General features: G+C 56.3%; 13 protein-coding genes. 3 read left to right on the top strand and 10 right to left on the bottom strand.

What is annotated here, in order from left to right:
• Nucleotides 1–19: 19 nt before the first annotated feature.
• The 10 genes from AAC076_RS11045 to AAC076_RS11000 all read right to left on the bottom strand — a co-directional run bounded on the left by AAC076_RS11045 (nucleotide 20) and on the right by AAC076_RS11000 (nucleotide 10397).
• On the bottom strand, nucleotides 20–547 hold the full coding sequence (locus AAC076_RS11045; RefSeq protein WP_339845524.1) for a DUF4334 domain-containing protein: 528 nt from the start codon (nucleotides 545–547) through the stop codon (nucleotides 20–22).
• A 40-nt stretch (nucleotides 548–587) separates the two neighbouring features.
• Nucleotides 588–1193, bottom strand: coding sequence for a TetR/AcrR family transcriptional regulator (locus AAC076_RS11040; RefSeq protein WP_339845523.1), 606 nt, complete (start codon nucleotides 1191–1193; stop codon nucleotides 588–590).
• 209 nt (nucleotides 1194–1402) lie between these two features.
• On the bottom strand, nucleotides 1403–2275 hold the full coding sequence (locus tag AAC076_RS11035) for an ABC transporter permease subunit (protein ID WP_339845521.1): 873 nt from the start codon (nucleotides 2273–2275) through the stop codon (nucleotides 1403–1405).
• On the bottom strand, nucleotides 2272–3177 hold the full coding sequence (locus AAC076_RS11030) for an ABC transporter permease subunit (RefSeq protein ID WP_339845518.1): 906 nt from the start codon (nucleotides 3175–3177) through the stop codon (nucleotides 2272–2274). The genes AAC076_RS11035 and AAC076_RS11030 overlap by 4 nt, the downstream gene beginning before the upstream one ends.
• Nucleotides 3174–4310, bottom strand: a complete 1137-nt coding sequence (potA, locus tag AAC076_RS11025; RefSeq protein WP_339845515.1) for a polyamine ABC transporter ATP-binding protein — start codon at nucleotides 4308–4310, stop codon at nucleotides 3174–3176. The genes AAC076_RS11030 and potA overlap by 4 nt, the downstream gene beginning before the upstream one ends.
• Nucleotides 4311–4415: 105 nt before the next feature.
• Nucleotides 4416–5531 carry a polyamine ABC transporter substrate-binding protein gene (locus AAC076_RS11020; protein ID WP_339845514.1) on the bottom strand — a complete coding sequence of 372 codons (1116 nt, stop codon included), beginning with the start codon at nucleotides 5529–5531 and terminating at the stop codon, nucleotides 4416–4418.
• 103 nt (nucleotides 5532–5634) lie between these two features.
• Complete coding sequence (locus AAC076_RS11015) at nucleotides 5635–6732, bottom strand: extracellular solute-binding protein (RefSeq protein WP_339845512.1); 1098 nt, start codon at nucleotides 6730–6732, stop codon at nucleotides 5635–5637.
• Nucleotides 6733–6792: 60 nt separating this feature from the next.
• Entirely contained in the window at nucleotides 6793–8187 is a 1395-nt protein-coding gene (locus AAC076_RS11010) for an aspartate aminotransferase family protein (protein WP_339845509.1), read from the bottom strand.
• Between the two features lie 94 nt (nucleotides 8188–8281).
• The gene (locus AAC076_RS11005) at nucleotides 8282–9628 is read right to left on the bottom strand and encodes a glutamine synthetase family protein (protein ID WP_339845506.1); all 1347 of its coding nucleotides are present in this window, start codon (nucleotides 9626–9628) and stop codon (nucleotides 8282–8284) included.
• A gap of 7 nt (nucleotides 9629–9635) precedes the next feature.
• Nucleotides 9636–10397 (bottom strand): gamma-glutamyl-gamma-aminobutyrate hydrolase family protein, encoded by a 762-nt coding sequence (locus AAC076_RS11000; RefSeq protein WP_339845503.1) that lies wholly within the window; start codon nucleotides 10395–10397, stop codon nucleotides 9636–9638.
• 272 nt (nucleotides 10398–10669) lie between these two features.
• Between AAC076_RS11000 and AAC076_RS10995 the strand changes: the two genes are divergently transcribed.
• From AAC076_RS10995 to AAC076_RS10985, 3 genes are all read left to right on the top strand, one after another.
• Complete coding sequence (locus tag AAC076_RS10995; RefSeq protein ID WP_339845501.1) at nucleotides 10670–12079, top strand: glutamine synthetase family protein; 1410 nt, start codon at nucleotides 10670–10672, stop codon at nucleotides 12077–12079.
• A 209-nt stretch (nucleotides 12080–12288) separates the two neighbouring features.
• A complete protein-coding gene (locus AAC076_RS10990; protein ID WP_339845499.1) occupies nucleotides 12289–12969 on the top strand; it encodes a TetR/AcrR family transcriptional regulator in 681 nt (226 codons plus the stop codon).
• Nucleotides 12944–13711, top strand: coding sequence for a M90 family metallopeptidase (locus tag AAC076_RS10985; protein WP_339845498.1), 768 nt, complete (start codon nucleotides 12944–12946; stop codon nucleotides 13709–13711). Before AAC076_RS10990 ends, AAC076_RS10985 begins: the two co-directional genes overlap by 26 nt.
• Nucleotides 13712–13765: the final 54 nt, after the last annotated feature.

Here is a 13765-nt window from a genome sequence, read left to right as displayed (position 1 = left end):
CCTAACCTGATTTGACGACTCATTCTCGGGTCAGGTGGAAGACGAAGTCCGTTGGCTTGCCCTTGATATCGCCCAGGCCTATGACCACGTTGTCGTTGACCTTGCGAAAGTAATCCATGATCGGCTGGGTGTCATATATGAGCGCAGCAGAAGTAACGCCGTTGTACTTGATCTCGCGCATCTGCGCGCCACCGAGCTTGTCGAACGTCTGCACCTTGCCCTCGGCATCGGTCACCAAAAGGGGTTCCACATCGGTGGTGGAGTTGAAGCGCTTGCCATACCAATTGATCGGATCGGGCATGGCGCCGCCGTCAAACTTGCCACCTTTCCAGGTCCCAAGCATGAATTCGGTATCCACCGGCTCCAGTTGCTCGAAGAGCGGCAGTAACGTTTCTGCCGGATAGGCCTCGCCGCTGGCGATCATTTCCAGCCAGCGTTGCTCGACCTCTCCAGCCATGACGGTGCTGATTGTGCCAGCGCCCAAGGTAACGCCAAGTACAAGGGCGCTGAGGGTGTTTTTCTTGTTGCACTTGCAGACTGTGCTCATTGCTTTTCTCCACGGTATGGTTGGCGTGGTACAGCAGGGCTCAGCCGGTACACAGGCTCCAGCAAGCGTCTCGAGCAGCGTCAATATCGCCTTGGTCAAGATTGATCAGGCCATCGCGTTCGGCTTTGATCAGATTGACGAAGGCACCCCATATCAAGGCCATCAATACCTCGGCGCGGATGTCCTTGCGGTAGATCCCCTGTTTCTGCAGGGATCGATAGTGTTCGAGAAGTGGCGCTCTGGTCTCGCGATCCAGGGTGCGGCTGTCATCATCCAGATAAGGACGATGATCCTGCAGCTCCATGAAGCGATACGACGCGGGTGCTTCACGGGTATAAAGCACCATCCTCTGCCACACCACCGCAAATTTATCGTAGGGCGTCAGGCTCGGTTCCAGCTCCGAGTAGAGGCGTTTGTGCAGATTGACTTTCTCTTCTCTGAACAGTTGATTTACCAACTCTTCCTTGCTGCTGAAGTATCGGTAAATTGTTCCCGTGCCCACACCAGCCTCTTCGGCCAATGCCGGCATCGGAACACCGTTGACACCACCTTCGGCAAAGACCTTCAGTGCTGCCTGCAATATGGCGGCACGTTTGTCCTTGATTCTGGGTCGAGGTACTTTGGATGCTTTCGAATAAGTATTCATTTGCCTATGTTATCCGGTATTGCCCTCCTGTACATAGTTCTCATTACTGAATGAAACGTCCGGAAAACGGTCGCTTTTGATAGTCTGCCGCTCACATTCGAATGAACGTTCATTCGAATGAGTCTAGCTAATGCCTACACGGCTGACAAGCGCTGTTTAGATTGAGATGGGAGACAAGAAAAAAGGCGCCTTTGGGCGCCTTTTGCATTCTAGGAGGATCTGCGACTGCTGATCACGGATTGCCAGGTGACGTGCTCGTCATCCTCGGGCGGCGGTGTACGGCTGCGCTTGTCGGCGCTGCGCACCAGGAACCAGGCGAGCAGGGTGAACAGCCCGACGGCAAGCAGAATGACGCTGGCAATGGCATTTATTTCCGGCTTCACACCCAGGCGTACCGCAGAGAATACTTCCATCGGCAAAGTAGTCGCGCCTGGACCCGAGACGAAGCTTGCAAGAACCAGGTCGTCCAGTGACAGGGTGAACGAAAGCAGCCAGCCGGCAGCAATAGACGGTGCAATCATCGGTACGGTGATCAGCAGAAAGGTTTTCCATGGTGGTGCACCCAGATCCATCGCAGCTTCTTCGATGGATTGGTCGAGTTCGCCCAGACGACCACTGACCACGATAGCCACATAGGCGGTACAGAAGGTGGTGTGCGCTATCCAGATGGTCATGATGCCGCGTTCGGCCGGCCAGCCCAGCAATTGTGCCATGGCAACGAACAGCAAGAGCAATGACAGACCCGTGATCACCTCGGGCATGACCAGTGGTGCGGTGACCAGGCCGGAGAACAGCGTGCGGCCGCGGAAGCGCTTGATCCGGGTCATCACGAAGGCTGCCAGTGTGCCCAGTGCAACCGCCGCGCAGGCGGTGTAGAAGGCAATCTGCAGGCTGCGTTTTACTGCATTCATCAACTGGGTGTTATCCAGCAGGCCGACATACCAGTGCACCGACCAGCCGCCCCAGACCGTCACCAGTCTTGATGCGTTGAACGAGTAGATGACCAGGATGACCATCGGGATGTAGATGAACGCGAGACCGACCCAGAGAGCCACTGTGGAAAAATCGGGACGCTTGCTCATGCGTTTTTCTCCATGGCCCGTGACTGGTTGTAATGGAAGAAAATGATCGGAATAAGCAGAATTGCCAGCATGATGATCGCCAATGCTGCGGCTACCGGCCAGTCTCGATTATTGAAGAACTCCTGCCATAGGATCTTGCCAATCATCAGGGTTTCGGGGCCGCCGAGCAGCTCGGGAATCACAAATTCGCCCACCACGGGAATGAACACCAGCATGGAGCCAGCAATGATGCCGGTCTTCGACAGCGGCACGGTGACCTTCCAGAATGCCTTGAGCCGGCCGGCACCCAGATCCATCGCCGCTTCCAGCAGGCTGTGGTCATGCTTGACCAGGTTGGCGTAGAGCGGCAGCACCATGAACGGCAGGTAGGCATAGACCACGCCGATATACACGGCGGTATTGGTGTTGAGAATTTCCAGCGGTGAGCTGATTAGTCCAGTCCACATCAGAAAGTTGTTGAGCAGTCCGTTGGTACTGAGAATGCCCATCCATGCATACACGCGGATCAGGATCGCGGTCCAGGTCGGCATCATCACCAGCAGCAGGTAAACCAGTTGCTTCTCCCGCGGAGCGCGGGCGATCGCCAGTGCCATCGGGTACCCGAGCAGCAAGCAGATAATGGTGGAGATCAACGCGACCTTCAGTGAGCCCAGATAGGCCGCAAGATACAGGGAATCCTCGGTCAGGAAGATATAGTTTCCCAGGTTGATCAGGACCGTAAGTGACTGCTCGGCATAATCGAACAGGGGACTGTAGGGCGGAATCGAGATGGCTGCCTGGGAAAAGCTGATCTTCAGCACAATGGCGAAGGGCAGCAGGAAGAACAGGAACAACCATAGGTAGGGAACGCTGATAACCCAGAATCGTCCGCGTGGCAGCAGCCGGGAGAGTGTGGTTTTCATGACTGCAAGATTACCCCGCTATCGTCATCCCAGCTGATGTAGACCTGGTCTTCCCAGGTCATGCGTGGCAGCCGGCGTTCGGAGTTGGCAAAGAAGGTCTGCACGATATGGCCGCTGGCAAGCTTGATGTAGAACACCGAATGGCCGCCCAGATAGGCAATGTCGTGGATTTCTCCATGGGCCCAGTTATATTCGGATTCGGGCTTTTCCACTGTTACCCAGACTTTCTCTGGACGCAGGGCGTAGGTGATATTCTTGTCCTGCACCCGTGTGGTGATGCCGTGGCCGATGTAAATCGGTCGATCCAGCTCCGCACACTCAATGATCGCGTGGTTTTCCATATCCGCGACCAGTTGGCCTTCGAAAATGTTCACGCTACCAATGAACTCCGCGACATGTCGGCTGGCAGGGCTCTCGTAGATATCCATCGGCGATCCCACCTGGGCAATCCAGCCCTGGTGCATGATGGCAATGCGCTGGGCCATGGTCATGGCCTCTTCCTGATCGTGGGTCACCATGATGCAGGTCACCCCCACGCGCTCGATGATCTCGACCAGTTCCAGCTGCATCTGCGAACGCAGTTTCTTGTCCAAAGCGCCCATGGGCTCGTCCAGCAGCAGCACCTTGGGACTTTTAGCCAGGGAGCGGGCCAGGGCAACGCGCTGACGCTGGCCACCGGATAACTGGTTGGGCTTGCGGCGGGCGTACTCGGTCATATGCACAAGCTTGAGCATCTCCGCCACCCGTGCACTGATCTCGGCACGGCTGAGTCGGTCCTGCTTGAGTCCGAAAGCAATGTTCTGTTCAACCGTCATATGCGGGAACAGGGCATAGGACTGGAACATCATGTTGATTGGACGTTCGTAGGGCGGTAGGTCGGTAATGTCCTGACCGTCGAGGAACACACGACCCTCACTGGGCCGCTCGAAACCGGCAAGAATGCGCAAAAGGGTCGATTTGCCCGACCCCGATCCGCCCAACAACGCGAAGATTTCACCGCGGTTGATGGTCAAGCTCACATCGTCGACGGCCAGGGCGTCGTCGAAGCGTTTGCTCACCCGATCAATGCGTACAAATTCGTCCGGCTCGGCCTTGGCCATGGCCTGTTTCATGGCTCCTGCTGCACCAACCATAGTCATCTCCGCGATTACAATTCAGTGGCCCGCCTAGCTATGCATACGGGCTGATTAATGTGGGGTATTGCCGAAAAGGGGCTGCCTGTAGCAGCCCCTTCTGGATTACTGGCCGGACTTGATCCGGTTCCAGGAACGGGTAACGGTGCGTTGCGCTGCCAGTGGCCGCGGCTCGGCAATATACAGCTTGTCCATCACTTCTTCGGTCGGGTAGATAGCTGGATCATTGAGGATTTCTTCATCGATCAGCGTATTTGCCGCCTTGTTCGGGTTGGCGTAGGCAACATAATCGGTAATTGGTGCAACTACCTCGGGCTGTAGAATGTAGTTGATAAAGGCATGGGCGTTGGCTGGGTTAGGAGCATCCTTGGGTACCGCCATCATGTCGAACCAGAGCTGGGTGCCTTCCTTGGGAATGGTGTAAGCAATGTTCACACCGTTATCCGCCTCGTCAGCGCGATCGGCAGCCTGAAATACGTCACCGGAAAAGCCCACTGCCACGCAGATATCACCGTTGGCAAGGTCGCTTATGTAGCGCGATGAGTGGAAGTAGCGCACCGAGTCACGCACGCTCATTAACAGCTCCTCGGCCTTTTTCAGGTCGTCCTTGCTGGTGCTGTTTGGGTTCAGACCCAGGTAACCCAGGGCGGATGTCATCATGTCGTCGCCTGAATCGAGCATCGAAATACCGCAGCTGGACAGCTTGCTCGCGACTTCGGGATCAAATACCAGGTCCCAGGAGTCCACGGGTGCGTCTTCGCCGAGTATGGCTTCGACCTTGTCGACGTTGTAGCCAATGCCGTTTGTACCCCACATGTAAGGTATGGCGTACTTGGTGCCCAGGCCAACGGTTTCCAGCTGAGTCAGCAGTTTGGGATCCAGGTTTGTCATGTTTGGCAATTTGCTGTGGTCCAGCTCCTGGTACACGCCTGCCTGAATCTGTTTGGCAAGGAAGTGGTTGGAGGGAACTACCACATCGAATCCCGAGCGACCTGTCAGCAGTCGGGCGTCAAGCACTTCATTCGAATCATAGACGTCGTAAGTGACGTCAATGCCAGTCTCCTTTTCGAAGTTGGCAACGGTGTCTTCGGCAATATAGTCAGACCAATTGAAGATCTTGAGCTCACCGGCATCCTGCGCGCTGACCGCGGTACTGAGCAGACCGGAAGTGGCGAGAGCCAGTAGGGTCATTTTTATTGGCATTTTCACTGGAACTGTCATGACTTCTCCTCGTGCAGACGCGAATCCAAATGGATCTGGTCTGTTATCTTGCTGGAGGCCGGCGCCCAATGACGCCGGCCGGTGGTGAATCCTTTTAGTCGTATCAACGACCGGACTTGATACGTGTCCAGGCGCGAGTACGAACCCGTTCGATATTGGCTGGCAGCTCCGCCAGTGTGAAGAGTTTATTCAAGGTTTCGTCGCTCGGATAGACACCCGGATCGTTCAGCACTTCCTCGTCGACCATGGGCAGGGAAGCCTTGTTGCCATTGGCGTAGGCGACGTAGTTGGTAACGTCTGCGATGACCTCGGGACGCAGTATGTAATCGAGAAAGACATAGGCGTTGTCCACGTTCTTGGCGTCGACGGGCATAACCATCATATCGAACCACATCGCGGCGCCTTCCTTGGGAATGGCGTACTTGACCTCTTCGCCATTGCCCGCTTCATCAGCGCGTGCTGCAGCCTGCAGGATGTCACCCGACCATCCGACTGCCACGCAAATGTCGCCGTTGGCCAGATCGGTGATGAACTTGGATGAATGGAAGTAGCGAATATGTGGACGCACGCTCTGCAGCAAGGCTTCAGCCTGCTCGTAGTCGTCCGGATTGGTGCTGTTGGGGTTCAAGCCCTGATAGAAAAGTGCAGAGGGAATAATCTCGGCCGGGGCATCGAGAAAGGCTACGCCACACTGCGAGAGTTTTTCCATGTTCTCAGGCTTGAACACCAGGTCCCAGGAGTTCACCGGTGCATCTTCGCCAAGCACGGCCTTGACCTTGGCTTCGTTATAACCGATGCCGGTGGTGCCCCATAGATAGGGAAAAGCGTACTGGTTACCCGGGTCGTTGGTTTCCAGTGCCTTGAGCAGCACCGGATCGAGATTGTCCCAGTTCTTCAGGCGGCTGCGGTCCAGGGGCATGAAAGCGCCGGCCTTGATCTGCTTGCCGAGAAACTGGTTGGACGGCACGACGATATCGAATCCGGAACTGCCGGACAGCAGCTTGGCTTCAAGCACCTCATTGCTGTCGAACACGTCATACACCACCCGGATACCGGTTTCTTCCTGGAATTTTTCCAGGGTATCCTCGGCGATGTAATCGGACCAGTTATAGACGTTGACTACGCCCTCTGCCGATGCGGTAGTACTCAAGGCCATGACGCAGGCCGCGGCTAACAATGTCTTGCTGTTGGATTTGCTCATTGCCGACTTCTCCGTTGCGTTGTTATCCATGCGGCCCGGGTCGCATTGTCGTGAGTTCCGTCAAGCCTGGCGTGGAGAGACCTCCACGCCGAGCTGCTCGGCGGTCATATCCAGGGCTTTCCAGGCCTTGGCGACCAGCTCATCGATTTCTGCCGGCTTGATGATCAGGGGGGGCGACATGATCATAGTGTCGCCGACTGCCCGCATCACCAGTCCGTTGCGTACGCACATGTCACGGCAAATACTGCCGGCCATGCCCTTTTCTGCAAAGCGCTCTCGGGTGGCCTTGTTGCTGACCAGCTCGATTGCGCCGAGCAGACCCACACCGCGTACTTCGCCCACCAGAGGATGATCCGCCAGCTGGGCAATTTTACTCTGCAAATAAGGTGCCGCTTCCTGTTTTACATAGGCGACAATTTTTTCGTCGCGCAGGATCTCCAGATTTTTCAGGCCGACGGCAGCGGCAACTGGATGACCTGAGTAGGTGTAACCGTGGAAGAACTCACCGCCATGCTCGATTAGTGTTTCAGCGACACGTTCACCCACAATTACGCCGCCCATGGGCAGGTAGCCCGAGGTCATTCCCTTGGCGATCGGCATCAGGTCGGGCTTGAGGTCATAATGCTGACTACCAAACCATTCTCCGGTGCGGCCAAAACCGCAGATGACTTCGTCGATCACCAGCAAAATGTCGTAGCGCGCGAGAATCCGCTTGATCTCCGGCCAGTAGGTATCTGGCGGGATGATTACACCGCCAGCGCCCTGGATCGGCTCCGCAATAAATGCTGCGACCTTGTCCTCGCCCAATTCCTGAATCTTCGCTTCCAGCTGCTGTGCCGCCCAAATGCCAAACTCGTCGGGCGTCATGTCGCCGCCCTCGCCAAACCAGTATGGCTGGGGAATGTGCACAATGCCTGGAATCGGCAGGTCGCCCTGTTCATGCATGACAGACATGCCGCCCAGGCTTGCGCCCGCTACCGTGGAGCCGTGGTAGCCATTGATTCGTCCGATGATGGTCTTCTTGCCGGGCTTGCCCTTGAGATCCCAGAAGCGTCGGACCATGCGCAGTACGGTGTCGTTGGATTCCGATCCCGAACCGGTGAAAAACACGTGGTTCATGTGGTCGGGGGCAATCCCGGCAATGGCCGTGGCCAGCTTGACGGCCGGTGGGTTGGCGCACTGGAAGAAGCTGTTGTAATAGGGCAGCTCGAGCATCTGCTTGTACGCTGCATCAGCCAGCTCGGTGCGGCCGTAACCGATATTCACACACCAGAGGCCAGCCATTCCATCAAGCACCTTGTTGCCGTCGCTGTCCCAGAGATAAACGCCCTCGGCGCGCTGGATAATACGTGTGCCCTTTGCACCCAGATCCTTGTGATCGGTAAAGGGGTGCAGGTAGTGGGCGTGGTCCATGGCCTGCAGTTGCGCGGTGCTATAGGGAGTCTGTGTCGTCATGTTCTGTCCTCAACCCCGGCGAGCTGTTACTGCGCTCGCCGATGCCTGTTCATGTGGAGCGCATGGCGCTCTGCGTGGCCGGCTCGTAGCTGGCTCACACGCTCAGCAGCAGGAATTCACGTTCCCAGCTGCTGATCACGCGTTTGTAGTTTTCGTGCTCGACCCGCTTTACCGCGACATAGCCGCGGCAGAATTTGCTACCGAGTACCGCCTCGACGTCGGCGCATTGCTCCATACGCTCCAGTGCCGATTCGAGGGTGAGTGGCAGGCGCAGGTTGCGTCGCTCATAGGCCCTGCCTTTGACTGGCGCAGAGGGATCCATCTTGCCCACCATGCCCAGATAGCCGCATAGCAGACTGGCTGCTATCGCGATATAGGGATTGGCGTCAGCCCCTGGCAGGCGGTTTTCCACCCGGCGGTTCTGCGCTGTGGAGTCAGGCACCCTGAGTCCTGCAGTGCGGTTTTCTTCGCCCCATTCGACGTTGACTGGAGCGGAAGTGTCGGGCAGGAAGCGGCGGAACGAGTTGACGTTGGGCGCGAACAGCGGCAAAACCTCAGGTATGTATCGCTGTAGACCGCCGATGTGGTGAAGGAATATTTCGCTCATGCTGCCATCTTCATTGGAGAAGATGTTTTTACCGGTCTTGCGGTCGACGATGCTCTGGTGCAGATGCATGGCACTGCCAGGCTCATTGGTGATCGGCTTGGCCATGAAGGTGGCAGTCATATCGTGCTTGAGCGCTGCTTCGCGCATGGTGCGCTTGAACACTAGAATCTGATCGGCCAGGTGCAATGGGTCGCCGTGACGGAAATTGATTTCCATCTGGGCGGTGCCTTCCTCATGGATCAGGGTATCCAGATCCAGGCCCTGAGCCTCACACCAGTCGTACATGTCTTCGAATAAGGGATCAAATTCATTGGCAGCATCAATAGAGAATGACTGGCGACCGGTCTCCTGGCGCCCCGAGCGACCTACCGGCGGCTGCAACGGCAAGTCGGGGTCTTCATTGCGCTTGGTCAGATAGAATTCCATCTCGGGAGCGACAAGTGGCTGCCAGCCCTTGTCCGCATACAGCTTGAGAACCTTCTTCAGAATGTTGCGCGGCGACATCTCGATCGGTTCGCCAGACTTGTCATAGCAGTCATGGATTATCTGCGCGGTCGGTTCTATGGCCCATGGCACCAGATAGATCCCGGTGAAATCAGGCTTGCAGATCATGTCGATGTCAGCGGGGTCGAGCAGGTCGTAGTAGATGTCGTCTTCGACATAGTCGCCGGTGACCGACTGCAGCAGGATGCTCTCGGGTAGACGCATGCCCTTTTCCGAGATGAATTTCATGGTGGGTGCGATCTTGCCCCGGGCAATCCCCGTCAGGTCGCTGACCATGCACTCGACTTCAGTGATCTTGTGTTCTTTAAGCCATGCTTCAATGTTATTCATAAAATCCTCAGGAGTGCCGCTCCGCTCGGGTGCGGCAAGCGTCTCCGAACGCTTTGAATAGGGATAAATAGAACGGATTATCTTTAACCTGCCATTCCGGATGCCATTGCACCCCGAGCGCGAACGCTGGAGCGTCGGTCACGGAAAAGGCCTCGATCAATCCGTCTGCTGCTGTGGCTTCAGGCCGCAATCCGGCACCCAGCCGGTCAATTCCCTGGGTATGCAGGGAGTTGACCTGTGCCGAATTGCGGCCGGCAATTCGCTGCAGCAGCCCTCCCGGTTCCAGCTTGACCTCATGTGCTGGTCCATACTGGACTTCTACGGGTTGTTCCTTGTTTTCACGATGTTCAATGTAGCCGCCTATTTCATGCAGGCGCTGATGCAGACTGCCACCAAAGGCAACGTTCATTTCCTGGAATCCCCGGCAGATGCACAGCACTGGAATCCCACGGTCGATTGCTGCCTTTATAAGGGGTAGAGTGGTGGCATCACGTTTTGGGTCATGTCGAGTACCCTCCGCGCTGGCAGGGCCCTGATAATGATGGGGTTCAACATTGGAAGGTGAGCCCGTGAACATCAGGCCGTCAACCGTATCAAGTAACTGGTCGGTAGCCTGGCGCTCACCCAGTGCCGGCATCAGGAGCGGCAAGCCGTCGGCACCATCAACGATGCCAAGAATGTATTTTTCACCTACTATATGGAACGGATGCAGGCCCAGCTGATCGGTGCAGCAGGTGATACCAATCAGTGGTTTTCGAGTAGATGACATGGTTTACAGCCTGTAGTGAATAACATACATGAATTCATTGTTGTTCGATTTTTCATACAATAGCAACAAAAAATATTTAACACAAAACACGCTTTCAGGGTTCCGATACAGGCTTCAAAAATGCCTCACAACCGTGTTTTCGGCCTTATTTGGTGCGGCATGCACCCTATTCGTGCGTCAGTGATTCTATTGACTCGCCATAGGCTTTCGGATTTACTCTCATCTTGTAGCCAACGTGATTGATATATTTTACAAACAACAGGTGATATCCCATGCAATCCCAACCCGGAGCGGACGCTGCGGTAGCCATCGCGGCACCAGTCAGTGTCCAGGAAGCTGAGGCCTTTTTGGCCGAGCATCCGGAAATCCATTTTATCGACCTCCTTATAGCCGATATGAACGGTATCGTTCGTGGCAAACGCATTGATCGCTCGGCATTGATCAAGGCGTACGAGCGAGGCATCGCGCTTCCGGCATCGATTTTCGCACTCAATATCCAGGGCACTACGGTGGAAGAGACTGGCCTGGGGCTGGAGATCGGCGATGCTGACCGGATCTGCTTGCCCATCCCGGGTACTCTGAACGTCGAGCCCTGGCAGAAGCGGCCCACCGGGCAATTGCTGATGACCATGTATGAAGTCGATCGCAAGACGCCCTTCTTCGCTGATCCGCGCTATGTGCTCCAGCGAATTGTCCAGCGTTTCAGCGATCTGGGCCTCAAGCCGGTTTCGGCGTTCGAGCTGGAGTTTTACCTGATCGATCAGGAGAACATTACCGGCCGGCCGCAGCCGCCGCGCTCGCCGATGTCAGGCAAGCGACCCAATTCTGTTCAGGTCTACTCGATGGATGATCTGGACGAGTACGCCGAGTTCCTCCAGGACGTCATCGAAGCTGCCCACGAACAGGGCATCCCCGCTGACGCCATTGTCGCGGAGTCGGCTCCTGGCCAGTTCGAAGTCAATCTGCACCATGTGGATGACCCCGTGGTGGCCTGCGATTACAACGTACTGCTAAAGCGTGTGATCAAGAGCGTAGCCTACGACCATGAAATGGATACTACCTTCATGGCCAAGCCCTACTACGATCAGGCCGGCAACGGCATGCACGTGCATATCAGCCTGGAAGACGAGCAGGGCAAGAACATATTTGCACCCAACGCCGACGGAACCCTGAGCGAAACCCTGCGCTGGGCCGTAGGTGGTTTGCTGCAGACGCTGCCTGAATATATGGCGTTCCTGTGTCCGAACGTGAACTCCTATCGCCGCTTCAGCCCCAGCTTTTTTGTGCCCTGCGCGGCAACCTGGGGTATTGATAACCGTACCGTAGCGGTTCGCGTACCTGGCGGAGAGCCTGAGGCGATGCGTATCGAACATCGTTTGGCTGGCGCAGATGCAAACCCCTATCTGCTGATGGCAGCGCTGCTGTCTGCTATCCACTACGGCATCAGCAACAAGATCGAACCGCCTGAAATGACTGAGGGCAATGCTTACGATCAGCACGAAGCATCGCTGCCAACCAACCTGCGTGACGCACTGCGCTCGTTGGAGACATCCGAGGTCATGAAGGAATACATAGGCGAGGAGTATCTCGACGTATTCGTCCTGTGCAAGGAAAGTGAGCAGGAAGAGTTCGAGCGAACCATCTCCGACCTCGAGTATATGTGGTATCTGCATACGGTCTGACACGCCCCTTCCGGCAGTACAGAAATCCCGCCCACAAGGCGGGATTTCTGTTTTCGGGGCACGGCAGGGGGATGGTTGGCAACAGTAGCGCAAGCGTTTCCGAGTGCTGAGTGGCCCGAAACCGGCCGTCTTGAGAACCTTCGTACCAGGATTCTGTGTGCTATCTTCAGCACATTGCGTACAAAAGTGCTCCCCGAATGCGAGAAACCATGAACTCTGTCAAACCCCTGCCTAAACGTCGAGCCAGTAGTCAGGAGCGGATCGATCGCATTCTTGATGCAACAGTGATACTGCTGGAGCAGCGTTCGCTCGGCGAGTTGTCGATCTATGCCATTGCTGCCCAGGCAGACATTCCCCCTTCTTCGGTTTATCACTTCTTTCCGCAGCTGGCCGATGTGCTTGCGGCTCTTGCGGAGCGTGTCTTTGCCGAGCTCGATGGTGTTCTGGGAGCCGCGCCCGAGGGCTTCGAACCAGCCAGCTGGATGCAGCTTATCGAGCGGTTGGAAGATCGCTTTCAACAGTATTACCAGTCACACCCGGCAGCCCGGGAATTGATTCTGGGTGCCCATGAGCTGGCGGGAGTACGTCAGGCCGACCGTCACCATGACAGACTTCTGGGCCAGAGCTTGCGTGCCTATCTGGCCCGTTATTACCAGTTACCGGCGTTGCCGGACGATGTCGATATTTTTGCCTTGGCAATGCAGGCGGCAGACAAGTTACTGGCGGCAGACCATCAGCAGCACGGTGAGTTGACCGAGCCGATGCGCCGGGAGGCCAAGCGCATGATGGTGGCCTACCTGGGACTATACCTGCCGCCCGTATTGCCGTCGGCCTTGCCGCGCACGGACGCAGCGGGGGTTGCCGATGGGGTTGATCACTCGACTCGCTGAATGGCGTGAGGATCGACGGCTGAGTGATCTGCAGGTAACGGAAGAGGATTGGTATCAGGCCCTTGGGGACTGGCCCGTCTATCAGCGTTTCTCTCTACCCACGCGAGCCCGATTACACGAGATGGCGCTTCGACTGTTACTGCGCAAAGTGATGGTAGGTGCAGGCGGGCTCGAACTCAGTGACCAAATGCGCCTGCGTATTGCTGGCATGGCGGTCGTTCCGGTGCTGGAGCTGGGTCTTGAATGGTATGACGGTTGGCAGACACTGGTGATTTATGCCGACGCTTTCGTGGCTGAGCACGAGTGGGTAGACGAGTACGGAGTAGCCCATGCCGAAAGCAGCGCCCTGTGCGGAGAAGCCGCGTCCAGGGGGCCGGTGGTATTGTCCCTTGAGGATATAGTCAGGACCGATGGTGCAACTGCGCATAACGTAGTCTTACATGAGCTAGCCCATACGCTGGATATGCGTCATGAGGGAGCTAACGGTGCTCCACCATTGCATCCGGGTATGGACCCTGCCGCCTGGAAGCAGGATTTATTTTCAGCTTGGGAGGATCTGGAGCGCCGGGTTGCGGCCGGCAGACCTAGCCCGGTAGATGAATATGCCCTTGAGGCTCCCGCTGAGTTTTTTGCGGTACTGACAGAAACCTTTTTTGAGCGGCCCGAGGTTCTGTTGGAGGCCTGGCCGGCGGTATTCCGGCATTTGTGTGATTTTTATCGACAGGATCCTTGTCGCGCGTAAGTGATGGGGGTCGAGAAAAGGCCAATAGGAATCGCCGAGATGGCCGATTTTTAT

This window comes from uncultured Halopseudomonas sp. (assembly GCF_963977355.1).
In the GTDB taxonomy this organism is placed as follows: domain Bacteria; phylum Pseudomonadota; class Gammaproteobacteria; order Pseudomonadales; family Pseudomonadaceae; genus Halopseudomonas.
The sequence above is the reverse complement of the archived record's forward strand: the minus strand, read 5'-3'. Positions and strand labels throughout refer to the sequence as shown.

Coding starts and splice junctions, on each gene's coding strand:
- AAC076_RS11045 (WP_339845524.1), bottom strand. CDS start 547: ATGAGCACAGTCTGCAAGTGCAACAAGAAAAACACCCTCAGCGCCCTT.
- AAC076_RS11040 (WP_339845523.1), bottom strand. CDS start 1,193: ATGAATACTTATTCGAAAGCATCCAAAGTACCTCGACCCAGAATCAAG.
- AAC076_RS11035 (WP_339845521.1), bottom strand. CDS start 2,275: ATGAGCAAGCGTCCCGATTTTTCCACAGTGGCTCTCTGGGTCGGTCTC.
- AAC076_RS11030 (WP_339845518.1), bottom strand. CDS start 3,177: ATGAAAACCACACTCTCCCGGCTGCTGCCACGCGGACGATTCTGGGTT.
- potA (WP_339845515.1), bottom strand. CDS start 4,310: ATGGTTGGTGCAGCAGGAGCCATGAAACAGGCCATGGCCAAGGCCGAG.
- AAC076_RS11020 (WP_339845514.1), bottom strand. CDS start 5,531: ATGACAGTTCCAGTGAAAATGCCAATAAAAATGACCCTACTGGCTCTC.
- AAC076_RS11015 (WP_339845512.1), bottom strand. CDS start 6,732: ATGAGCAAATCCAACAGCAAGACATTGTTAGCCGCGGCCTGCGTCATG.
- AAC076_RS11010 (WP_339845509.1), bottom strand. CDS start 8,187: ATGACGACACAGACTCCCTATAGCACCGCGCAACTGCAGGCCATGGAC.
- AAC076_RS11005 (WP_339845506.1), bottom strand. CDS start 9,628: ATGAATAACATTGAAGCATGGCTTAAAGAACACAAGATCACTGAAGTC.
- AAC076_RS11000 (WP_339845503.1), bottom strand. CDS start 10,397: ATGTCATCTACTCGAAAACCACTGATTGGTATCACCTGCTGCACCGAT.
- AAC076_RS10995 (WP_339845501.1), top strand. CDS start 10,670: ATGCAATCCCAACCCGGAGCGGACGCTGCGGTAGCCATCGCGGCACCA.
- AAC076_RS10990 (WP_339845499.1), top strand. CDS start 12,289: ATGAACTCTGTCAAACCCCTGCCTAAACGTCGAGCCAGTAGTCAGGAG.
- AAC076_RS10985 (WP_339845498.1), top strand. CDS start 12,944: ATGGGGTTGATCACTCGACTCGCTGAATGGCGTGAGGATCGACGGCTG.